This window comes from Streptomyces sp. ADMS (assembly GCF_033441795.1).
Taxonomy (GTDB): Bacteria; Actinomycetota; Actinomycetes; order Streptomycetales; family Streptomycetaceae; genus Streptomyces.
Map to the genome: position 1 here is coordinate 1 of NZ_JAVFVX010000053.1, position 24,294 is coordinate 24,294.

The 24,294-nt window shown below is 71.8% G+C and carries 9 protein-coding genes; 7 read left to right on the forward strand and 2 right to left on the reverse strand.

The window, feature by feature from the left end:
- Positions 1 to 151 precede the first annotated feature (151 nt).
- The 3 genes from RB628_RS22865 to RB628_RS22875 all read left to right on the forward strand — a co-directional run bounded on the left by RB628_RS22865 (position 152) and on the right by RB628_RS22875 (position 15,939).
- Complete coding sequence (locus RB628_RS22865; protein WP_318322380.1) at positions 152 to 14,119, forward strand: hypothetical protein; 13,968 nt, start codon at positions 152 to 154, stop codon at positions 14,117 to 14,119.
- A 16-nt stretch (positions 14,120 to 14,135) separates the two neighbouring features.
- On the forward strand, positions 14,136 to 14,915 hold the full coding sequence (locus RB628_RS22870; protein ID WP_318322381.1) for a type VII secretion system-associated protein: 780 nt from the start codon (positions 14,136 to 14,138) through the stop codon (positions 14,913 to 14,915).
- A 79-nt stretch (positions 14,916 to 14,994) separates the two neighbouring features.
- Positions 14,995 to 15,939 carry a type VII secretion system-associated protein gene (locus tag RB628_RS22875; RefSeq protein WP_318322382.1) on the forward strand — a complete coding sequence of 315 codons (945 nt, stop codon included), beginning with the start codon at positions 14,995 to 14,997 and terminating at the stop codon, positions 15,937 to 15,939.
- 156 nt (positions 15,940 to 16,095) lie between these two features.
- Here the strand turns inward: RB628_RS22875 and RB628_RS22880 are convergent, their stop codons facing one another.
- A complete protein-coding gene (locus RB628_RS22880) occupies positions 16,096 to 16,845 on the reverse strand; it encodes a GntR family transcriptional regulator (protein ID WP_318322383.1) in 750 nt (249 codons plus the stop codon).
- A 27-nt stretch (positions 16,846 to 16,872) separates the two neighbouring features.
- On the reverse strand, positions 16,873 to 18,219 hold the full coding sequence (gene hmgA / locus RB628_RS22885) for a homogentisate 1,2-dioxygenase (protein ID WP_318322385.1): 1,347 nt from the start codon (positions 18,217 to 18,219) through the stop codon (positions 16,873 to 16,875).
- 117 nt (positions 18,220 to 18,336) lie between these two features.
- Here hmgA and RB628_RS22890 point away from each other — a divergent pair, with 117 nt between their 5' ends.
- The 4 genes from RB628_RS22890 (at position 18,337) to RB628_RS22905 (ending at position 24,238) form a co-directional block, all read left to right on the forward strand.
- A complete protein-coding gene (locus tag RB628_RS22890; RefSeq protein ID WP_318322418.1) occupies positions 18,337 to 18,954 on the forward strand; it encodes a TetR/AcrR family transcriptional regulator in 618 nt (205 codons plus the stop codon).
- 123 nt (positions 18,955 to 19,077) lie between these two features.
- On the forward strand, positions 19,078 to 21,333 hold the full coding sequence (locus RB628_RS22895; RefSeq protein WP_318322386.1) for a molybdopterin oxidoreductase family protein: 2,256 nt from the start codon (positions 19,078 to 19,080) through the stop codon (positions 21,331 to 21,333).
- A gap of 122 nt (positions 21,334 to 21,455) precedes the next feature.
- On the forward strand, positions 21,456 to 22,925 hold the full coding sequence (locus tag RB628_RS22900) for a citrate:proton symporter (protein ID WP_318322387.1): 1,470 nt from the start codon (positions 21,456 to 21,458) through the stop codon (positions 22,923 to 22,925).
- 65 nt (positions 22,926 to 22,990) lie between these two features.
- Entirely contained in the window at positions 22,991 to 24,238 is a 1,248-nt protein-coding gene (locus RB628_RS22905; RefSeq protein WP_318322388.1) for an MFS transporter, read from the forward strand.
- Positions 24,239 to 24,294 lie beyond the last annotated feature (56 nt).

A 24,294-nucleotide genomic window follows, 5' to 3' on the forward strand; every position in this document is an offset into this window, starting at 1 on the left:
CGCTCTCCTGGACCCGGCCACCCAGACCCCGGGCCACTGGACCAAGGCCACCCGGAAACCGATCACCGGGACCTCCACCGCAGAGGAAGACTCGGTTGTCTTCGGCTCGCCCACCCCCACCAACTCGACCACCGCACACAGCACCCCCCTCATGTCCTCCCCACATCCGCGGACCACTGCCCCCTGGCCTCCGGACGCGACGGATCCGCTGCTGTCGCCGCGTCTCCAACACGCCTCCGGCGTCGGGACGTTCCACTTCGCGCCCGGCACTCCTCGCACCGCCGACCAGGACGGTGCCGGTTCCGAGGAGCGGGACGCCCGGACCGGTATCGCCTATCCGGCGCCCGTCCAGATCAACATGGCCCCCGTCTCCGCCGCCGACCGGGCGGACGCCACCGACGGCATGGGTGATCCGGGTTGGTCGGTGTCGTCCTGGCGCCCGGCCGGGTCACCGGACCGGGCCCGGTTCGAGAGCTTGTACCGGGACCGTGAGTGGCGGCAACGAAGCGTGGCCCTGGAGTTCACGCTCGCCGGGGCGATGGGCCAGCTCGGTCAGATCACCGAGTCGGCTCGCGACGGCGTGTTGCGCATGTACGAGGGGCTTGTCGCGCGTCACGGCGAGGCGGCGGCGCAGCGTGCCTTCTTCGCCCCGGACGCGGTTCCGGCCGATCCGGCCGCCGCGCTGGAGCGGCTGCGCACCCTGCCTTCCGGGCCGCTCACGCTGGACGAGCTGATGACCGCGCTCACTTACGCGGCGTACGCGGGTGCGGGGCTGCCCGGCGGGCTGGCCGAGACGCTGTCGCGTCCGGTCGGCCGTCGTGCGCGTCATGCGCAGGGCAGTGCCTACCGTGCGGTCCATGACAGCCGTGGTTTCCGCCGGGTGGGTGCTGAGGGGGGTCCCGCGCTGCGGCTGCTGCGGACCTACGCGGAGCTCGGCGCGTCGTCTGCCCAACTGCTCGCGTTCCGTGGCGCGCTCATCGCCTGGATGGTCCCGGCGGATCTGCAGTCGTTGCACGAGATCCTGCGCGCCTCCCACCTGCTCGGCATGGGAGACGCGGAGGAACGCGGCACTGTGCTGCGTGACGGGGCGGAGCTGCACAACTGGGCGCACGACTCTGCACGGCAGGCAGGCCTCCGGAGGTTCACTCCCGGCGGTCGGATGATCCCGCCGCATCGCGCGCTGTACGCCGAGCGGATGGCGTACGGCCGGAGCATCACTCCCAGCGGGCTGGACCTTCCGGACGATCTGGTGAACATGGTCGACGCCGCGCTCGCCGGGATCTCCCTGTCGGACACCCGGAGGGGCCGGGCGCTCGACGCGTGGCTGCGCCGCTACGGCCCCGAGGGCAGACGTGCCCTGGACCGCCTGGACCCGGCTCACCTGACGGCCATCCATCTCTACAGCGGGCCCGACTACCGGCTGATGAAGGCGTTCCTCAACGGTGAGCGGTTCGGCGCGGGGATGAGCCGACGCCTGGTACGCCTCAGCGTCTGGTCGATGACCCGGAAGGCGGCGGAGGTTGGCCAGGCCGACTTCGTACCGATGATGCTCCGCAAGCACCCCGGTTTCGCCGACCTGTTCGACCAGATGTGGGAGGCGGACGATTTGGGGGCGCGCACCAACGGGGTGGCGCGGCTGCGCCGCCGTCTGGACGTGATGGCCGACTGGGTGTACGTGCAGCTGCCGCTGCACGTCGACATGACTGTCGAGGCGCTGGAGATCCTGCCGCCGGTGGACGCTGACGTCTGGTGGGGCGACCGCGGGATACCGGGTTCGCTGGACGGGCCGCCGGTGGACGGGCCGATCTACGGCCGGGACACGGTCACGATGCCGTTCTTCCGCAGCACGTCGCTGCTGCCCAGTACGGCACTCGGCTTCATGCAACGGGGCAAGGGGACACCTGGCGACTCGCATCGCGGAGTGGTGTACGTCCCGCGTTCCACGGCACGCGAGGTCAGCCCGTTCGTGGTCTTCATCTCCGAGGCGGAAGCCGCGTATCCGCCGGGTGCGTTCTTCCGCATCGTCGGCCGGGGTGTTGTCCGGGGTGGCGAGGGGACGGTGTCGTACGAGTCCATCAGCGCCCAGGAGGCCAGGCCGCCCGGGGAGCAGGGGTCCGACCGCTCTCTTCCGGCTCTCCACGAACTCGGCTCCCCGGACGACCTGTTCCGCGTCGGTCCGGCGGCCGGCACCGCCGAGCAGGACCGGCCCGCGCCGGTGACGCGGGAGATCCGTGGGGCGGACGGCCGGGTCGTCGGTGTGGCGTCGTTCGACGACGCGGACTGGGCGGTGCGGCGGGACGCGTACGCACGGTTGGACGGTGTGACGGGGTTCGTGTCGTGGGAGCGTGACGCTGAGGGGCGGCCGGTCGCGATGCACCGGGCGTTGCCGGGTGGCGGGAGTGAGGCGGGAACGTTCTTCTTCGCGTCGCACGGTGGGGCCGAGGGTCTTGCGATGGCCACCGAGGATGGTGGCGTGCGGCGGGACGACGGGTCGTATGCGGGGCGGCTGTTGGGAGGTGTGCGGGGTCGTGGTTTCCGTAGTGTGACGGTGCTGGCGTGCGGTCCCGGCGACGTCGCGACGGGCGTGGCGGAGGCCAGGGCGCGGGCGCAGCGGATCGCGGACGCGTCGGACCTGCCGGTTCATCTGGCGGTCGGCCGTGCCGCGGTGACCGACGGGCTGCCGCATCTGTTGGAGGACGCCGAGGGGCGGGCCACGGAGTGGGTGACGGCGTATCCGGCAGGTTGGCCGGTTCCTCCGGCAGCGGCCCCGGACGCGGTGACCGGTACTCCCGCCTCGGTCGGCTATCCGGCTCCCGAACAGCACAACGTCACGCCCACCAGGGCGGACGCGACCCCGGAGGAGATCGAGCAGATCGACGCCGCCGGGGGAGGCGCCTGGTCGGTGTCGACCTGGCAGCCGGCCGGCAGGTCCGACACGGTGCGGTTCGCCGGCTTCCACCGGGACCGTGAGTGGCGTCGGCGCAGCGTCGCCTTCGAGTTCACCCTCGCCGACGCGCTGAGCGGCGTCCCCGAGCTCACCCAGGTGGCCAAGCAGGCGGTCCGCGAACTGCACAAGGCGCTGGCCGCCCGCAACGGCGAGGAGCGGACGCCGCGCGCCTTCTTCGCCTGGGACGCGATGCCGGAGGATCCGCGCGCGGAGCTGGAACGGCTGCTCGCCCTGCCCTCGGGGCCGGAGACGCTGGACCGGCTGATGACGGTCTTCACCCACGCCGCGTACGCCGGTCCGGGGCTGCCGTCCGAGGTCGGGACGGCGCTGTTCCGACGGCCCGACGGCACTCGTGGGCGGTACTCGCCGGACAGCGCCTACCGCGCCGTGCACGACAGCCGCGGCTTCCGCCGGGTGGGCGGCGAACGCGGCCCCGCGCTGCGACTGCTGCGGATGTTCGCGGCGCTCGGCCTGCCGCCGTCCACGCTGCCGGTGTTCCGTACCGCCTTGACCGCCTGGATGATCCCGGCCGACCTGCAGTCCCTGCACGAGATCCTGTGCGCCTCCCACCTGATCGGCATGGGCGACCCGGACGAGCGGGCCGCCACGGGTCGCGATGCCGCCGGTCTGCACAACTGGGCGCGGGACCACATCGCGGAGGGCGGACTGCTCCGGCTCGCCCCCGCCGACCGCCGGCTCCCCGCCCTGATCCCGCCGCACCAAGCCTGGTACGACGCGATGATGACGTTCCCGGCCGCGCTCACCGATACGGTGGATGTGCCTGGCGACCTGGTCGCCATGGTCGATGCCGCGCTCGCCGGCACACTGCCGCCCGCGACCACCGAACGGCTCGAGGCCATGTCCAGGTGGCTGGACCGTTACGGAAGCCGCGGTACCGAGGCGCTCAAGCGGCTCGCCCCCGCCCACATCACGGCCCTGTACCTCTACAGCGGGCCCGACTACCGGCTGATGAAGGCGCTGCTCAACGGCGAGCGGTTCGGCCCGGGCATGGGCCGTCACCTGGTTCGCCTCACCACCTGGAGGCTGATGCGCGACGCGGTACTGATGGAAGATCCCGGCGAGCTTCCGCTCGTACTGCTCAGTCAACTTGATTTCCTGGACGTGTTCGACGAGCTGAACGGGCTGGCGGATCTGGAGACACCGACGCCCGAGCTGTCCCGTCCCCGACGCCGACTGGACGCGATCGCCGCCCAGCTCTACGAGGACCTGAAGCTGCACGTGGACATGGCGATCGAGGCGCTGGAGATCCTGCCGCCGGTCGGGGGGGACGTCTGGTGGGGCGACCGGGGGGCGCCGGGGCCGTTGGACCGGCCCTCGGTGAACGGCCCGGTCTACGGCGCCGAGACGATCGAGGTGCCCTTCTTCCGCAGCACCTCGCTTCAGGTCGGGCAGGCACGGGAGTTCGCACTGAAGCGCTTGTCGGTTCCCCGGAATTCGCACCGCAAGGTGGTACGGGTCAGGAACTCGACGGCTCGGGAAGGTGCCCCTTTCTTCGCGTTTCCGATGGAGGACGAGGCGCTGTATCCGCCGGGCATGAGATTCGACATCATCAGTCGACGGCGGGTCGACGGGGACAGGATGGGCCCCGCGCACGAGATCCAGACGGTCGAGGAGTCCACTCCGCTGCCGGACGGCCACTCCGCGGCCTCGCGGGCCCACCCCCTTCCCGAGGCGCCGGGCGAAAGTGGTGCCGTCGCTGACGACCTCTTCGATCTCGGGTCCTCCTACGACGAGATGTCCGACATCGACATGGACCCGGATGTCGACATGGACTCCGACGCGGACGGTGACACGGACGCCGGCACGCCGGTGACGCGGGAGATCCTTGGGGCGGACGGCCAGGTCGTCGGTGTGGCGTCGTTCGACGACGCGGACTGGGCGGTGCGGCGGGACACGTACGCGCGACTGGACGGCGCGACAGAGTTCGTGTCGTGGGAGCGTGAGGCCGGGGGCCGGCCGGTGGCGACGCTCAAGGCGTTGCCCGGTGGCGGGGCTGCCGGAGGGACGTTCTTCTTCGCGTCGCACGGTGGGGCCGAGGGGCTGGCGCTCGCCGAGGACGGTGGCGGCGTCCGGCGGGATGACGGGGCGTACGCGGGGCGGCTGTTGGCAGGTGTGCGGAGCCGTGGTTTCCGTAGCGTGACCGTGCTGGCGTGTGGTCCCGCCGATGTGCCCGGGAGCGTGGCGGAAGCCGAGGAGCGGGCCGGGCGGTTGGCGGACGCGGTGGGCCTGCCGGTTCATCTGGAGGTGGGCCGTACAGCGGTGACCGGCGGCCGCGACGGTGGTCCGGCGCTGATACACGCGCTGGAGGACTCCGAGGGGCGGGCCACGGTGTGGGTGACGGCGTATCCGGCCGGCCGGCCGGCCACCGACGCACCGGCCTCGGACACCGGGCGTCCGATCGAGGCCGACTACCCGGCCCCCGGACTGATCAACGCCGACAGCGACATGGACCTCGATTCCGGCTCCGGTGAGGCGTCCGAGCCCGACGCCGAGTCCGAGTCCAGCGAGGCATCAGAGTCCGACGACGACCCGCCCATGAACATCCCGTCCTGGAGGGTCACCGGCGCGCCTGACACACCGCGTTTCACCGGGTACTACGGGAACCCCCACTGGCGGCAGAGGAGCGTCGACTTCGAGATCACGCTCGCGCAGCTGTTGGCCGCGCACCCCGATGTGCTCACCACGGTGCGTCAGACAGTCGGCCGCGCGCACCAGTTCCTCGTCCAGCGGTACGGGCAGGAAGCGGCCACCCAGGCGCTCTTCCCGCCGCAAGACCCGCTGTGGGCGGCACCGGGCGGCCCTCTCGCCCAGCTCCTGGGACCGGGCGCCACGGCCCCCCTGTCCCAGCTGATGTGGGCGTACGCCAACGCGGTCTTCGCCAACGCAGGCAGCCCCGCGACCATCAGCCGCGCCCTGCCCGGCAGGATTCGTCACGCCGGACAGCCGGTGCAGAGGCTGAACCCCGCGGACCCCGCGAGTTGGCAGCGGCACGACGCCCTGGGCTTCCGACAGGTGGGAGGCGTGAACGGGCCCGCGCTGTGGCTGCTTCAGAGCACCCATGAACTCGGAGCCACCCCTGCCGAGATAGCCACCTTCCGCGCGGCGCTGATCGCCTGGGCGGTCCCGGAGGGCCTGCAGTCCCTCCACGAGGTCCTGCGAGCCTCGCACCTGATCGGTCTGGGCGGGGCGGAGGAGCGCCTCGCGACGGAGCGGGACGCTGCCCGTATGCACGGTTGGGCCAGGGATCACCTCGTCCCCTGGCAGCAGATCCCGCAGACCCCAGAAGGCATCGCTCTCGGCAATCGTCTGCGCGCACCCCACGTGGCGCTGTACAGCGACGCCGTGAGCTACCCTCGCGAGGCGACCGGTGATCTCGCCGTCCCGGCCGACCTTCTGACGATGGTCGACGCCCTTCTCTCCCCCGGCCCTTCGACGTTCCCCGACGAGGAACGCATGAACGTGGCACGGGAATGGCTGGCACGGTACGGCGCCGAGGGCCGAGCCGCGCTGCGCAGGATGGCCCCGTCCCATGTCACCGCCCTGTTCATCTACAGCATGTCCGACTACCGGCTCATGAAAGCGGTCCTGAACGGTGAGCGGTTCGGACGGCACGCGGGCCGGTGGATGCTGCGTTCCGTCGCCTGGTCGATGGTCACGCGCGGTGTCTACAACGCGGGGGAATGGGAGAACTTCGTTCCCTTGACGCTGCGGACCCAGCCCGGTTTCGGGGAGGTGATGCAGGGGTTGATGGACCTGACCGACCTGGAACCCAGCCCCGAGGTCTCGCAGCTGCGTCGCAGGCTCGACGAGATCGTCGATGGGCTCCACGGTCAGCTGAAGGTGCACATCGAGATGGCCGTCGAAGCCCTGGAACTGCTTCCCCCGGTGAGGCGCACCGTCTGGTGGGGCGACCGGGGCGTGCCTGGGTCATTGGCCCGTCCGGCGGCCAACTCGCCCTTGTACAACGGCGCGGTGATCTCGGTGCCGTTCTTCCGCAGCACCTCCCTGGACATCGACGAAGCCCTGGACTTCGCACTGTCCACGAAGCGCGCGCCGTCGAAGACCCACCGCGGGGTTTTCGAGATTCCCGACTCCCTGGGCAAGGAGATCGCCATGTTCTCCGCCTTCTCCAGCGAGTCGGAGGTCCTCTATCCGCCCGGTTCCTTCTTCCTCGGACAGGACCGGACCATCCGCACGTACAACGGGGACGCGAGGAGGCAGAAGTACGCGTACTCCGTGGTCAAGGACGCCACCGGCAACCGGCCGGCCGCGCCGCCGAGGCCCGCGGCCGCTCCGGCCGACCCGGTCGACGGTGACCAGCAGATCCTCCGCTCCTTCTACGCGGATCCGCGCTGGTGGACGCTGAGTGGGGAGTACGAAAAAGCCCTGGGCGAGGTGCTCGCCCACGAACCCGCCGTGCTGGACGCGGCGCGTGCGGCCGTCCGCGTCCTGTACACCTATCTGTCGCACCACCTCGGCGCCCGCGCGGCGGCGTCCGCCTTCTTCCCGGAGAGGTCCGAGGCGAACGACCCGCAGGCCGAGATGGACCTCCTGCTCGACGAGGACATGACGGCGAACGTGCGCACGCTCGTGCTCGCGCTCGTCGACGCCGGCTACGCGTCCGCGAACGAGGGAGCGGGCCCCTCACTCAACCGGCTGTGGGGCAACCGCCCCGAGCTGAACGTCCACAACCAACTCACCTCGGTCGAGGACGCGTCCCCGCACAGGCGCTCCGGCCACTGGTACCGGGACCGGCACGACCGGCTGGGTCACGGCGTCGGCAACGGCCGCGCGGAAGGCGTCGAATGGCTGCTCCGGGCGTTCCGGAGCCTGCCCGGCACCGACCCCGCCCTGCTGCTGGGGCTGCGGAACGCCCTGCTGGCGGCCCGTCTGATGTTCGGCGAGCACTCGCTGGCCGAGGTGCTGGAGGCCGCCCAGTCGGCCGGGGTGCGCGACGAGGCCGAGCCCGAGCCGGGGGACGTCGAGGCGGCCCGGCTGTACGCCTGGGCCGACGCCGTCTTCGCACCCCGAAAGCGCATCGAATCCGAGCCGGGACTGCGCCGCGAGTTCGCCGACGACAGCACCCTGCGCGAGCGGCTGCGCCTGCCCCACCAGCGGATGTACCAGCAGCGCACCGCCTGGCTCGCGCCCTGGATCACCGGTGACGTGGCCGAGCCCGCCGCCATCACCGAGCTCGCCGGTCTGGAGGGAAGCACCTGGAGTGCCGAGGATCTGCGGACGCTGCCGTGGCCCACGGGCCCGGCGGCCCGGGAGCGGCGTTCGGCGCTGCGTGACTGGCTGCTGCGGCATGAGACCCAGGCGCTGCTGCGCAACGTCACCGCGGCGCATGTGCCCGCGCTCTATCTGATCAGCGGCCCGGACGGCACGCTGACCGACCCGCGGTTGACCACGGGCCCCGAGTCACTGAACCGGCTGCGCCAGACCGTGGGCGCGCTGGTCCAGCAGCGCATCGCCCAGGGTGCTCCGGACCAGGCGTTCCCGCTGACGTTGCTGCGCGACACGCGCTTGCGGACCCTCGTGCGGGAGGCCAGAAGCGTGCCGCCGTCGGCCCCGAACCGTGCTGCCGCACTGGCCCAGACCGGTCAGCGGGCCGCGGCGCGCGCCGCCGAGCTGGCGGCCGGGATACGCGGGGAGCTCGCCGTCCTGCGGCGCATGGGGCGCGAAGCCCTGCACCTGCTGCCGCCGGTGGACGCGCCGGTGTACTGGTCCGCCTGGGAAGCCGGGACCCTGGAGGAGGCCCGGGGGAGGTCCATGGCGGGACTCTCCTTCACCAGTCCCCCCTTCCACACCGCCTCGGCCTCGCGGAGCGTCGGGCTGCGCATGATGCCGGGCCGCCCGCCGCAGGGGGAGAGCCACCCGGTCCTGTACGAGGTGCGCCGGTCCTCCGCGCGGGACGTCGCTCCGTTCAGCCGGACGCCTGCGGCGCGGCAGACGATGTTCCCCGAGGCGACCCGTTTCGAGGAGGAGTCCCGTGAGGTCCGCTACGACGCCTCGCCGGGCCGTAGCTACGCGCATGTGATCCTGCGCGAGGTGCCGGCTCCGGCCCTGCCCGCGCCGGAGCAGTGGGACCGGGAGATCCTCACCCGTCCCGTCATCGCTCCCGACGGCACCTGGTCCGGCGTCACCAGTTACACGGCGCAGGAGTGGTCGGAGCGCCACGACGCGATCGCCCACCTGCCCCGCCTCACCTACTTCAAGTACTACGACACCGAGGCCGAGGCGTGGGAGGACGACCGCGTCCCCGTGCCCTGGAGCCAGGGCTCCCTGTTCTTCGCCGCACCCAGCGACGGTCGGCTGGTCCAGGTGGGCTCCCGTTACGGATCCAAGCTCGCCACCGCTGGACAGGTCGGCAGCTTCCTGCGCGAGCTGCTGCGTGACTCCGCCGCTCGGGAGAACGCCGCGCTCGTCGTCTTCGGCTCGCCCGCCGGGGCCGGGCCGCTGGCCCAGCGGATAGCCGACCGCTCCGGGCACGATGCCGTCGGCTCCACGGCTCCCAGCGAGACCTACGAGCGGGGCGAGGGCGCGAACCCCTACGGGCTGGAACTCGAACACGATCCGGGACGCCCCGCTCCCCGGTGGCTGATCCGCACCCCGCGCGCCCAGGACGGCACCGAGGACGAAGCACCCCGAGATCCGTCACGGCACGCCGAACGTTTCGCCGCGGTGTACGCCGATCCGCGCTGGCCGGAGGCCGCCCGCGACTGGGAGCGGGCGCTGGGTAGCGCCCTGGCCGGCGATCCACGGGTCACCGCCGCCGCCCGCGCGGCGGTGCGGGCCGTCCACCGGTTTGTCGTCGGCCAGTTCGGCGAGGCGGAGGCCGCGTCGATGTTCTTCTCCGCCTCCGACGACGACGCGGGAGTGGACCTCGACGCCGCCCTGCGACGGCTGCTGGACCCCGACGCCGGCGCCGGGCTGCCGGAGCTGATGGAGGCCTACGCGAGGGGTGCGGGGCTCTCCGTCTGGTTCACGCCTCCGAAGCCGCTGGACCGGGAGGGCAACTGGTACCGGGAGTTCCACCGCGACCGGGGCTTCCCCGTGGGCCATGGCCCCGCCGACATCGCCCGCGACGCGCTGTCGCGCTACTCGCGGCTGTCCGGCGTGCGGTGGGCCGATGTCCTGGCCTTCCGGGAGGCCGTCATCAGCTGGCAGCTGTCCCTGGACCGCCACTCGCTGATCGAGGTCCTTCTCGCCTCCCACACTCTCGGCCTCGGGGACACTGTCGAGCGTGCCGCGGCTCTCGGCGACGCGGTCCACCTCTACCAATGGGCCGACGATGCCCTGACCCCTCGTTCCCGCCCCGGCTCCCAAGGGCCGGACGGCAGCCTGCGGTTGCCGCACCGACGCCTGTACGGCACCGGAGCCGGCCGGTTTCCCCCGGAGGCTACCGGGGCCGGCACGGTGCCCGACGGTCTCGTTGTCGCCGTACAGCGCGGTGAGAGGCTGCTCTCCGGGGAGTTCGACCCCGAAAAGCTGCTGGGACGCGAGGAGGCGCTGCTCGACTGGCAGCGCCGCCACGGCGGTTCGCCCCTCGACGGCCTGGACCGCGCCCACGTCACCGCCCTCCACCTTCTGGGCGGTCCGGACGCCGCACTGCTCGGCAAGCCCGACCCGGTGGTGCAGGCCCGGTCCTTCGTCGCCCGCGAACTCCGCAACGGCGGCCTCGCCTTCCCCGTCCTGCTGATGAACGACCCCGGTTTCCGCGGCCTCGCCGCGCAGGCCAAGGCGATTGCGGAGGCCGCTCCCGACGGCGCGGACCGGCTGGCCGCGCTGCTCCCCGCCATAGGGCAGCGGATCGGCGAACTGGCCCCCCGTATTCAGGCGGAGGTGTCCCAGCACACCGCCTTCGGCTCTGAGGCGCTCGACCGGCTGCCTCCCGTGAACGCCCCCGTGTGGTGGGCGGCCTGGCTGCCCGGCGATCTGCCCTCCGGTCCGGACGGCACGGAACCGCCCGGTCCGCTGGACGGGGTCTCCACCTCCTCGTTCCATGTGGCGCGGCGCACGGAGGAGACCGCACTGGACCGGCTGACGTCCGACGGCGATCCGCCGGCGGGCAGGCACCCGGCGGTCTTCGAGGTGGAACGCTCCTCGGGCCGTGATGTCTCGGTCTTCGCCGGGGACCCGGAGGACGAGCCGGTGGCCTACCCCGAACCGGCCGACTTCAGGGTGCTCCGGCGCTCGCTCCGTACGCATCCGGAGACGGGCCGTCGCTACGAACACGTCCTGCTCGCCGAGACCGCCGCCACCAGCCGGGCCCTCGCCGCCCCGCCCACGCCCTCCGAAGCCGCGGTCCCGGCCTACCCGGAGCCGGACTTCTGGAACGCGCCCTGGGAGGGGCACGAGACCGCCCGGCCCCTGGACGGGACAGTGGTCCAGGAGATCCGCGTGGACGGGCGGACAGTCGGCAAGGCGTCGTTCTCACGGCACGACTGGTCGTTGCGCGAGCGTCCCTACGGCCGACTGCCCGAGGTCACTGACTACACGGGGTGGAGCCGTGGCCCCGGCGGCGAACGGGTGGCCCGGCGCCGCCCGCTGCCCGCCACGGGCCGTACCGGCACGTTCTTCTGGGCGTCCCATGGCAAGGACAGCGGCTACGCCCTCGTCGGCCAGGACGACATACCCGTCGGCGCCGACGCCGAGATGGTGGGGCGTCTCCTCGGCGGCGACCTGGCTGCGGCAGGCTTCACCAGCGTCACGGTCCTCGCGTGCGACCTCGGTGCCGTACGCGACGCCGACACCCTGGCGCGCGCCGTCGACCGGGCGCAGGGCATCGCGGACACCACCAACCTGGACGTGTACACCAACACCGGCGGGGTGGCGGTCACCCCTGGCCAGGACGAGGACGGCGGCGCCACGGCCGACATCCACCTCCTGGAGTCCGCCGACGGCAGCCCGACGACATGGCTGCGGATCTCCCCGCGAGGCCGTGCCGGAGCCGCCTCGCTCCCGGGTCTCCCCGAGCCTCCACCGTCCGAGGACGAGGTGCTCCACGCATCGGGCCCCGCCGTGCACATCGAGACGCGCGACATCGCCGCCGACCCCGAGACCGGGTGGGAGTACGCCGACCACACCCTGCGGGAGATGCTTCCCTATCCGCACACGGCCTACCGCAACGCCGACGACGCTCCGTCACCGCGGGTCGCGGAGATCACGGACGCGGAGGACACGGCCCCCGGCCCCGACGAGACGGCGCCGCGCGGCACCTACCGGCGCACCGGGCCGTATGCCGCCGAACTCGACGGCACCGTCTTCGCGTTGCACGAGTCGCCCGGGGAGGGCGACCGGTTGGCCGGCACCCTTCTGCTGGTCCTCCGGTACGCGGCCCCCGAGACGCTGACGAACGAGGGAATCGACACGCCCGGCACCCTCCGCGACTGGCTGGGGCGGAACGTCACCGACGACGACCTGTCGCAGGAGACGCCGCTTCCGCTGGACCGGGGCCGGATGATTTCGCTGAGACTGCTGGACGAGATCGGTGCGGAGATCAACACCTCCCAGCGCACGGAAGGGGTCCTCCTCGGCAATGAACTTCCGGCCTCGGGCCTCGACCTGAGCCCGGCCGAGCGTTTCCGGCTGCTGCTGCGGGACCCCTCGTACGGAAGTGAGAACGGCACGGGAGTGCTGGCAGATGTGGTTCTGGCGACGGCCCCCCGCGCGCTCGGCGTCGAGCTGGCCGTGGTGGACCCGGACGGGCAGGTGACGTTCCACGGCGGCACTGCGGACGACGACACCGTCGCGGACGTACCGCCCGCCCTCCTCGTCCGCGACGGCGACCGTTACCTCTCCGGTCTTCCGGACGGACCCGGTGACACCACCGGCGAGAGCGAGGCGAGGCTGCGCCGGGTGGTGGAGGCCGTGTCCTCCGCGCCGGCGTCCGTACGGCGCCGACTGGCGACCCGGCAGGCGCCGGACTGGATCCGGACGCGCATCCGCTACATGGAGGAGGCCGAGCGCTTCGAGGAGCGGCTCGGCCGGTATCTCGGCGACCACGAGGCCGCCAACGCCCAGCTCGGCGTGATGGTGCGCGAGGTGTTCAAGCGTGCCGTGGCGGCGGGCCGCTGGGCGGAACTGGGCTCGGCCGATCCCACCACCGACGGCGCCGTGGGCACCGATTGGGACCGGATCGTGGCCGTGGTGGAGTCGGGCAATCTGCGGGAGCGCATGGGCCTGCTGTGGATCGGCGCCCCGCATCCGGCCGGAGGGCTGATCTCCGACCTGCTCGGCACCCCCGCCCCGGTTCCGCAGTCGATCATCGACGAATACGGCGAACGGCTGCCGTCGAGCGCGATGACCGCGTACCGCGAGGTGCGCGCACAATCGCACGGCATGCCGCCGGAGGAGCAGGCGCGCCTGCTCGCCGAGGCCGAGCGGACGCTGCGGGCACCGGTGCGCCCCGAGGACGTACGGCCGCCGCTGAGCGAGGCCGAGCGGGCACTCATGCCGGACGCGGACATCCCGTGGATTCCGGGGAGAAATCGCTGGGACTACGCCATGAGCAGCCGTTTCCAGGCCGCCACCGAGGCGACCAGCGGCCTGGTCCTGGCCGGCACGTCCGGCTCGTCGCAGCGCCTGATGACGCAGGCCGTGGCGATGCGCGAGGTGTGGGGTCTGGACATCGACCTGGGCCTGGTGCGGATCGCGTTGCTGGCCGAGATGCTGACGGCGAGGCACCACTCGCTGCACGAGATCATGCGGGGCTGCCAGCTGGTCTTCGACCAACTGCGGGAGCTCGGCACCCCGGAGTCACCGGATCTCGACTACGTCGACAACTGGGGGCGCTACTGGCGCATCGACCCGCTGACCGAGGCCGAGCTGCGTGAACACGTGGCCGTCGACGGCAGGTTCCCGGACGAGCACGCCCCGGACGCCACGAGCTGGCCGACCGGTGCCGGGCCGGACGGGGGCCTGGACGAAGCGGCCGACCCGGACACGGCGGAATGGCTCGCGGCCCACCGCGACACCCTGGGCGACGTCCTGGACATCCTCATGGCGCTGAAGCCCGACGCCGACGACAGGCCCGTGACGCCCGATCTGCTGGAACGCCTGATCGACGACTGGTTCCGCACGCGGAACCTGGAGCCCGTCGGCTCCCTGGCCGAGAAGCTCGGCCGGATACTGGACGACCGTGCATAACCCCAACGAGGAGCTCATGAACGACAACACCGCCGCCGGGACCTCCACCGCCGAGGCCGCCGACGCCGCGCCGCCGGTCCCCGAGGAGATCAAGGAGGCGGCCCGGCTCGCCCCCGACCACTGGCTGGGGATGGTCGACCCGGCGTGGTCGGGGGAGGGCGAGCCGCCGAACTGGGCGGTGGTGGGCCAGTGGCGGTCCGGCCTGGACGGGGAGATCGAGGAATGGCGCGCCAACGAGGAGTACCGCCCTTCGCCCCAGGCGCTCGGCTGGCCCGCGCCGACCGACGTGGTGGACGAGGCGGTCCAGCTCGCGGCCACCGGTTACGGCCCGGGTGAGGCCGTATCGCGGTTGCTTGCCGGCGCGGAGGTGGCGGTGCTGCTCGGGCCCGGTGGCGGCCCGTTGTCGGCCACCTCGCCCGACGGTGCGTCGGTGGTCCCCGTCTTCACCTCCCCTACGTATCTGCACGCCGCCGGTCGCTTCGGATACCAGCTGATGCCGGTGATCCAGGTCGCGGACCGGATACCGGAAGGGCATGTGCTCTACCTCAACCCCTCGGGACCGGTGAGCATGACCGTGGAAACCGACGCACTGCGTCAGGCGGTCGAGGAGACGGCACGGGCGGAGAACGGGGCCTGGGAGGGGGAGGAGCCCGAGCCCCCGGCCCCCGTGCGCCCCTCGACCGTCGGCGGCGCACACGCGCCCGCCACGCCCGCCGCAACGGCCCCCGCCGAGGACAAGGCCGTCGACGGGAAGGCCGCCGGGGGATCGGCCCTCGGCCTGGACTCCACCACCTGATCCGCAAGACTCCGCGCACACCGCATGTAACACGCACACCGCACGTATCACACACCGCACATCGATGGAGTTTCATCCCATGACGAGTTCTTCCGGCACACCGGACGACGAGCCAGAGAACACCGCGGAGGCGGACCCCGCGGGTGATCCTGCCGACGGGGGCTCGGGCACTGCCGGGACTCAGGGCGGTCCTGGCGCGGTGCTCAAGGGCCAGGAGGGCTTCCGGGAGCCGCCCGAGGACTACGTCAGGGCCGCCCGGGTGGCCCCCAACCACTGGCTGTCCGTCATCGACCGGCACTGGAACGGTGACGAGGGTGAACCCCCGCCGTCCTGGGCGAGCCTCGGGCGCTGGCGCAGCGACGAGAGTGGCGAGATCGTCGAGTGGGAGGAGAACACCGAGTACCGCCCCTCGCCCGACGCGTACGGCTGGGCCCCGCCGGTCAGCCCCGTGGACGCCGCGGTGCAACTGGTCGCCACCGGATACGCCTCGGAGGAGTTGTTCGCCCTGATGCTCGCCGACGCCGAGGTGGCCGTGTGCGTCGACGAGAACGGCGGCCTGGCGGTGACCGACGCACAGGACGGTACAGAGGCCGTGCCCGTCTTCTCGACATCACCGGAGCTGGAGGAGGACCGACTGCCCCCGCATGAGGTGATGTCCGTGCCCGATCTGCTGGAGAGGCTGCCGGAGGGGAAAGAGGTGCTGTTCCTCAGCTCCTCCGCCCCGGTGGGGCAACTCGTCACGGTGAGCGCGCTGCGGGAGAGCAAGGCCGACCTTGAACGGTACGAGGCGGAGGGCGGGGACGAGTTGGCCGAGCCCGGCAGGGCCGGCGATCGGCCGGACGCCATCACGGATCTGCCGGACATCGCGGCGCTCGAGGGCTGGCCCGATTTCCTGACGGACGATCAGTGGACGGCGACTCGGACGGCGGACGACGGCCCGGAGACGGAGACGGAGACGGAGACCGGGACCGGGACCGGTACGGAACGGAAGCCGGCCGAGCCCGGAGAGGCGGGCGAGGCCTGACACGGGTGGACGAGCCGGACGGCTCGGTGGCGGGTGAAGCACCACTCGCGGTTGTCCGGACTCAGGCACTGCTTGTCGCGGCGAAGTCGCGGATCCAGAACCGGCCGTCCGGCTGCTTGTCCCAGCGGGCCAACGTCAGCATTCGCAGTGACCTGGCTACGTCGCATCCAGGGTCACCGTGAAGGAGAAGCGGTCGCCCCGGTAGTGGATGACGGCCACGTCCAGGACCCGGCCGTTCTCGTCGTACGCGACGCCCGTGTAGTGCAGGATCGGGCTGAGCAGCGGGACCCGGAGCAGCCGGGCCGTCTCCGGGTCCGCGAGGCGGGCCTCGACGGTGTCCGTGATGCGGCTGATGTCGACGCCCACGACGTCCCGCAGCACCTTGGTCATCGGCCAGCGGACCAGATCCCGCCGGTCGATGCGCTCCGCGAGCTCCGGACGGACGTAGTTGCGGGCGTGGTTGGTCGGTTCGCCCGTCTCCTCGTCGCCGCGCAGCCGGTGGTACGTGGCCACCTCCACGAGATCCGGGTAGTACTCCGCGAGTTCGGCGGGCACGGGTGCGCTGCCGTGGTCGAGGAGTTCGGTCGTCATACCGGACTGCTGCGCCACGATCGCGTCGACCGAGCCCAGCAGCCGTACGGGGGTGCCGCGCTGGGCGTCCGGCTCGATGAACGTGCCGCGCCTGCGGTGCCGGCTGATCAGCCCTTCGTCCTCCAGCTCCTTCAGCGCCTGCCGCATGGTCAGCACGCTCACGCCGTAGTGCCCCGCCAACTGTTCCTCGGTGGGCAGCCGCAGCGGGTCCCGTGAGGAGCGGCCCAGGATCGAGGCGCGCAGGGACTGCGAAACCTGGTACCAGAGCGGCAGTTTGCGGTTCAGGACGATCGAGTCCGGCGCGAAGGAGGTCACGGAGGTATCCGTACCGGTCGGGAACGCTCAGTGCAACGGGTGGAAGTGCCGCTGGAGGCCCGACCACACGTCGTCGTAACCGCGTTGCAGATGCTCCGCCCGCGCCGCCTGTGCCGTCAGGGTCACCGGCCAGCGTGTCTCGAACATGAACGCCAGCCCGTCGTCGACCTTCTGCGGCCGCAGCTCGGCGGCGCTCGCCCGGTCGAAGGTCTCCCGGTCGGGTCCGTGCGCCGACATCATGTTGTGCAGCGAGCCGCCTCCCGGTACGAACCCCTCCGCCTTGGCGTCGTACGCGCCCTCGACCAGCCCCATGTACTCGCTCATCACGTTCCGGTGGAAGTACGGCGGCCGGAAGGTGTCCTCGCCCACCAGCCAGCGCGGCGCGAAGACGACGAAGTCCGCGTTCGCGAGCCCGGGTGTGCCGGACGGCGACGTCAGTACCGTGAAGATCGACGGGTCCGGGTGGTCGTACGAGATGGTGCCGAGGACGTTGAAGCGGCGCAGGTCGTAGGCGTACGGAACATGGTTGCCGTGCCAGGCGACGACGTCGAGCGGGGAGTGGTCGTACACGGCCGTCCAGAGGTTGCCGCAGAACTTGTTGACGACCTCGACCGGACCCTCGACGTCCTCGTACGCCGCGACCGGCGCCCGGAAGTCCCGTGCGTTCGCCAGCCCGTTGGCGCCGATCGGGCCGAGGTCGGGGAGCTGGAAGGGCGCGCCGTAGTTCTCGCACACGTAGCCGCGGGCCGAGGCGTCGAGCAGCTCCACCCGGAAGCGCACCCCGCGGGGAACGAGCGCGACATGGCCGGGCTCGATGTGCAGCAGCCCGAACTCGGTGCGCAGCAGCAGCCCGCCGGCCTCCGGAACGAGCAGCAGCTCCCCGTCGGCGTCGCTGAACACCCGCTCCATCGAGGAGTTGGCGTGGTAGAGGTGCACGGCCACGCCACTGCGCTGAACGGCGTCACCGTTGCCGCCGAGGGTCCACAGGCCCGCCAGGAAGTCCGTCCCGGCCGGGGGCTCGGGCAGCGGGTTCCAGCGCAGACGGTTGGGGTCGGGCACGGACTCCGTGAAGGGGGCCGTACGGATCGAGCCGTTTCCGGTGGGTGTGAACGCGGGATGCGCGGCCGAGGGGCGGATGCGGTACAGCCAGGAACGGCGGTTGTGGGCGCGGGGCTCGGTGAACGCCGTACCGCTGAGCTGCTCGGCGTAGAGGCCGAGAGGGGCGCGCTGCGGCGAGTTGCGGCCCTCCGGAAGGGCGCCCGGGACGGCCTCCGAGCTGTGCTCATTGCCGAATCCGGAGAGCCAGGAGAGGCCGTCCAGCCCCTCGGCGATCTTCCGCGCGTCCCCGCTCGCGTCCCCTGCGTCCCCGCTCATGCGTGCTCCCTCGCTCCCTCACCCTCATTCCTATGCTTCACCGTAGGATTGGACGGTCGGGGGCGCAAGAGGGGAATGTGAGGGGCGCGGTTCACCGGACCGCCGTGGAGCGGCATGATGAAGCCCGTGCCCCCAGCGACCTCGCTACGTCGTGCGCCCGTACAGCGGCGCAGTGCCGAACGGCTGACCAGAATCCTCGACGCCTGCGCCGACCTCCTCGACGAGGTCGGCTACGACGCTCTGAGCACCCGGGCGGTGGCCATACGCGCCGGCGTCCCCATAGGTTCCGTCTACCGTTTCTTCGGCAACAAGCGAGCCATGGCGGACGCGCTGGCCCAGCGGAACCTGGAGCGTTACATCACGCGCGTCACCGAGCGCCTGCGGCAGGAGAGCGGGGGCGGCTGGCGCGAGGCCATGGACGCCGTTCTCGACGAGTACCTGGCCATGAAACGGACCGCGCCGGGCTTCTCGCTCGTCGACTTCGGCAACCAGATCCCGGTCGGCAAGCGCGACGCCGAACCCAACCACCGCGTCGCCGACACCCTCACCACCCTCCTCTCCGCCGTCCTCGACCGCGAACCGGACGACGACCTGCGCCGCATGTTCCTGGTCGCCGTGGAAACCGCCGACACCCTGGTCCACCTGGCCTTCCGGGTCACCCCGGAAGGGGACGAGCGGATCATCGGGGAAACGCGCGAGTTGTTGCGGGCGTATCTGTCGCGGGTGCTCGACTGAGGTCGCGGTCGGTTCGGTCCGGCCCAGGCCGGGAACGCGCAACCCCTCCCCTCCATCCGTACCGGTCGGTATGCTCGGCTGCGTCCGCGCGTCACCGATGCCGCCACCCACCCGGGAGGACCCGTGTCCAGCCCCACCGACTCCCGTACCGCCCTGCGCGTCTGTCCCCTGTGCGAGGCCACCTGTGGACTGACGCTCACCATCGAGAGCGGCCGGGTCACCCGCGCCCGTGGGGACCGCGACGACGTGTTCAGTCAGGGGTTCATCTGCCCCAAGGGCGCCTCCTTCGGAGCCCTCGACAGCGACCCCGACCGGCTGCGCACCCCCCTCGTGCGACGGGACGGCGAGCTGCGCGAGGCGAGCTGGGCGGAGGCCTTCGACGCCGTCGCCGCCGGCATCCGGGGCGTGGTCGAGCGGTACGGGGCGAACTCCGTCGGGGCCGTCCTCGGGAACCCGAACGTGCACACCGTGGCCGGGGCCCTCTACCCGCCGGTCCTGCTCGCCGGCCTAGGCACCCGCAGCGTCTTCACCGCCTCCACGGTCGACCAGATGCCCAAGCACGTCTCCAGCGGGCTGCTGTACGGCGACGCCAACGCGATCCCCGTACCCGACCTCGACCGCACCGACCATCTGCTGCTCATCGGCGCCAACCCCCTTGAGTCCAACGGGAGTCTGTGCACCGCACCCGACTTCCCCGGCAAGCTCAAGGCTCTCAGGGCGCGCGGCGGCACGCTCACCGTCATCGACCCGCGCCGCACCCGCACCGCCAAGCTCGCCGACCGGCACATAGCGATCCGCCCCGGCACGGACGCCCTCCTGCTCGCCGCGATGACCCACGTCCTGTTCGACGAACACCTCGTCGACCTGGGCGAGTTGGCGCCGCACGTCCAAGGAGTCGCCGAAGTGGAGGCGTCCGTACGGGACTTCACGCCCGAGGCCGTCGCCGAAGCCTGCGACGTGGACGCGGGCACCATCCGTACCCTCGCCCGTGAACTCGCCGCCGCGCCAACGGCCGCCGTCTACGGCCGCATCGGCAGCTGCACCGTCCCGCACGGCACCCTCGCCAGCTGGCTGGTCGACGTCCTCGACATCCTCACCGGCAACCTCGACCGGCCCGGCGGCGCGCTCTTCCCCCAGGCGGCCACGGACCGGACACCCCGGCCGGCCGGCCCCGGTCACGGGTTCACGCTGGGCCGCTGGCACTCGCGGGTCGGTCAACACCCGGAGGCCAAAGGCGAGTTGCCGCTCTCCGCACTCGCCGAGGAGATCGACACCGCCACCACCGAGGGCGAGCCGATCCGGGCCCTCATCGCCGTCGCCGCCAACCCCGTCCTCTCCGCGCCCGACGGCAACCGGCTCGACACGGCCCTGGCCTCGCTCGACTTCATGGTCAGCGTCGACCCCTACCTGAACGAGACCTCACGCCACGCGCACGTCGTGCTGCCCCCGCCCCCGCCCTCGCAGAGCCCGCACCACGACTTCGCCCTCAACACCCTCGCCGTCCGCAACCAGGTCCGCTACAACCGCCCCGCAGTCCCCCTGGAGCCGGGCAGGATGGCCGAGACCGAGATCTTCGCGCGGCTCGTCCTGGCCGCGACCGGCATGCACGGTGCCGACCCCGCAGCCGTGGACTCCATGGTCATCGGCCAGACTCTCGGAAAGTCCGTCAAGGAACCCCACTCCCCGGTCCACGGCCGCGATCCCCAGCAGCTCGCCAAGGAGCTGGGCGGCGACACCGGCCCCGAGCGCCGCCTCGACCTGATGCTGCGCCTGGGCCCGTACGGCGACGGCTTCGGCGCACGACCGGACGGTCTGACCCTGGCGAAACTGCTCGCCCACCCGCACGGCATCGACCTCGGGCCACTCCGGCCGCGCCTGCCGCAGCCCCTGAAGACGCGCAGCGGCCGGATCGAACTGCTGCCGCAGCCCATCGCCGACGATCTCCCGCGCCTGCGGCAGGCCATGCGCGAGCGCCCCGCCGGGATCGTGCTCATCGGCCGGCGTCATCTGCGGTCGAACAACAGCTGGATGCACAACGTGCCCGCGCTCACCGGCGGCACCAACCGCTGCACCCTGCACATCCACCCCGAGGACGCCGCCCGCCTCGGCGTACAAGACGGCGCCCCCGTGCGGATCAAGGGCGCCGGGGGAGAGGTGGTGGCCCCCGCCGAGATCACCGACGTCGTGCGGCGCGGGGTCGTGAGCCTGCCCCACGGGTGGGGGCACGACCGGCCAGGCACCCGCCTCGCGCACGCCGCCCTCGACCCGGGAGTCAACGTCAACCAGCTCCTCGACGGCAGTCTGCTCGACCCGCTGTCGGGCAACGCCGTACTGAATGGTGTGCCCATCGAACTCGCGCCAGCAGGCACAACGCTGTGACCTGGAGTTTTGCGCTTATTGCTCGCGCGTCAACATCTTGTTAAGACTTGCGGGGGCGACCTAACGTCGACGCACTGCCGACTCCGGTGGGAGTTCAAGGGCGAACGTTAGGTAACCCACTCATGTTGACCATCCTGGGCTTCACGATGATCGCGACCTTCCTGGTCCTGATCATGCTGAAGAAGATGTCGCCGATCGCGGCGCTCGTACTGATCCCGGCACTGTTCTGCGTCTTCGTCGGGAAGGGCGCCAAGCTCGGTGACTACGTCATCGAAGGCGTCACCAGCCTCGCCCCCACCGCGGCGATGCTCATGTTCGCGATCGTCTACTTCGGTGTGATGATCGACGTAGGCCTCTTCGACCCGATCGTCCGGGGCATCCTGAAGTTCGCCAAGGCCGACCCGCTGCGCATAGTCGTCGGCACCGCATTCCTCGCGGCGATCGTGTCCCTCGACGGCGACGGCTCGACCACCTTTATGATCACGGTCTCGGCGATGTACCCCCTGTACAAGCGCCTGAAGATGAGCCTGGTCGTGATGACCGGCGTCGCCGCGATGGCCAACGGCGTGATGAACACCCTGCCCTGGGGCGGCCCGACGGCCCGCGCCGCGACCGCCCTGAAGCTGGACGCGAGCGACATCTTCGTCCCGATGATCCCGGCGCTCCTCGTCGGCCTGGCCTTCGTCATCGCCCTCTCCTACGTCCTCGGCCGCCGCGAGCGCAAGCGGCTCGGCGTGCTCACCCTGGACGCGGTCCTGGTGGAGGAGCCGGAGACGGAGACGGAGACCGTGCTCGTCGGCGCCGGCTCGGCCACGGGCGCGGCCACGGGTACGGGTACGGGTACGGGCAAGTCGGCCGCGCCCACCGGCGGTTCGGGCGCCGAAGGAAACCCGGGCCAGGCCACGGACGGCGACACGGACGGCGAATCGGACGATGACGACGACCGGATGCTGAAGGTCCTCGACCCGGCCCGCGCCACCCTGCGCCCCAAGCTCTACTGGTTCAACGCGCTGCTCACGGTCACGCTCCTCACCGCCATGATCATGGAGTTGCTGCCGATCCCGGTGCTGTTCCTGCTCGGCGCCGCGCTCGCGCTGACGGTCAACTTCCCGCACATGCCCGACCAGAAGGCCCGCCTCGGCGCCCATGCCGAGAACGTCCTCAACGTCTCCGGCATGGTCTTCGCCGCCGCGGTCTTCACCGGCGTCCTGACCGGCACCGGCATGGTCGACCACATGGCCCGCTGGCTCGTCGACAACATTCCCGACGGCATGGGCCCGCACATGGCCTTCGTCACCGGCCTGCTGAGCATCCCGCTCACCTACTTCATGTCGAACGACGGCTTCTACTTCGGCGTCCTGCCGGTGCTCGCCGAAGCCGGCGCGGCCCACGGTGTCTCGCCCCTGGAGATCGCCCGCGCCTCCCTCATCGGCCAGCCCCTGCACATGTCCAGCCCGCTCGTCCCGGCCGTGTACGTCCTCGTCGGCATGGCGAAGGTCGAGTTCGGCGACCACACGAAGTTCGTGGTCAAGTGGGCCGCGCTGACATCCCTGATCATCCTCGGGGCGGGAATCCTGTTCGGCATCATCTGACCGCCCGGTCGGCCTGCACGACCGACCAGCGAATCCTGTCCGACCGCTCGATGGAGGACACGCCCATGAGGCCCGGTGGGAACCGCGGCTGGCTGCTCCGCCTCGTCATCGCCTTCAGCTTCACGCAGGGGGCGGTGTCGATGGCCCGGCCCGCCGTCTCCTACCGGGCCCTCGCGCTGGGCGCGGACGAGCGGGCGATCGGCGTCATCGCCGCCGCGTACGCCCTGCTCCCGCTCTTCGCCGCCGTACCGCTGGGCCGCCGCACCGACCAGGGCCGCTGCGCGCCCCTGCTGACCGTCGGCGCGGTGCTCATCTCCGGCGGCTGCGCGCTGGGCGCCACCGCCAACTCCCTTGCCGCGATGGCCGCGTGGAGTGGAGTGACGGGCCTCGGCCACCTCTGCTTCGTCATCGGCGGCCAGTCACTCGTCGCCCGCCGCTCCGCCCCGCACGAACAGGACCGCAACTTCGGCCACTTCACCATCGGCGTCTCGCTCGGCCAGTTCATCGGCCCGATGGCGGCGGGCGCGCTGATCGGCGGCCACGACATGGCGGCGACCAGTGCGCGCGCGCTGCTGGTCGCGGGCGCGGTCGCCGCGCTGTCGTTCACGTCGTTGTGGCGCGTCGAGGACCGTACGGCCGTCAAGTCCCGTACGGAGCAGGGTGATCGCGTCCCCGTGCGCCGCATCCTGCGCACCCGGGGCGTCCCGGCGGGCATCTTCGTCAGCCTCGCCGTGCTGTCCGCGACCGACATCCTCACCGCCTACCTTCCGGTGGTCGGCGAGGACCGGGGCATCGCGCCGGCCGTGATCGGCGTACTCCTCGGCCTGCGTGCGGCGGCCACGATCGCGTGCCGTCTGGTGCTGACACCCCTGCTGCGGCTGCTCGGCCGGCGTCTGCTGCTCACCGTGACCTGTCTGCTGGGGGCGCTGCTGTGCGCGGGGATCGCGCTGCCGGTGCCGGTGTGGGGGCTGGCCCTGATCCTCGCGGCGCTGGGCTTCTGCCTGGGCGTCGGGCAGCCCCTGTCGATGACGACGGTCGTGCAGGCCGCCCCGGCCGGCGCCCGCTCCACAGCCCTCGCGCTGCGCCTGACCGGCAACCGCCTCGGCCAGGTCGCCGCGCCCGCCACGGCCGGCCTGGTCGCCGGAGTCACGGGCGTGGCGGCACCGTTCGTGATGCTCGGCGCGCTGCTGTTGCTGTCGTCGGGGATCGCGGTGCGGTCGGCCGCGCAGGCGCCGGTGGAGAAGCCGGAGCCGTCCGCCACGGAGCGCCGCAGACCCGGGTCACCGCTGGGCCGGAATGGGCCGGAAGGGTGATATCCGACGGGGCGTAGGGCGGTGCTTGCGCCTTCGTGGAGGCTTATGTGAAAGAG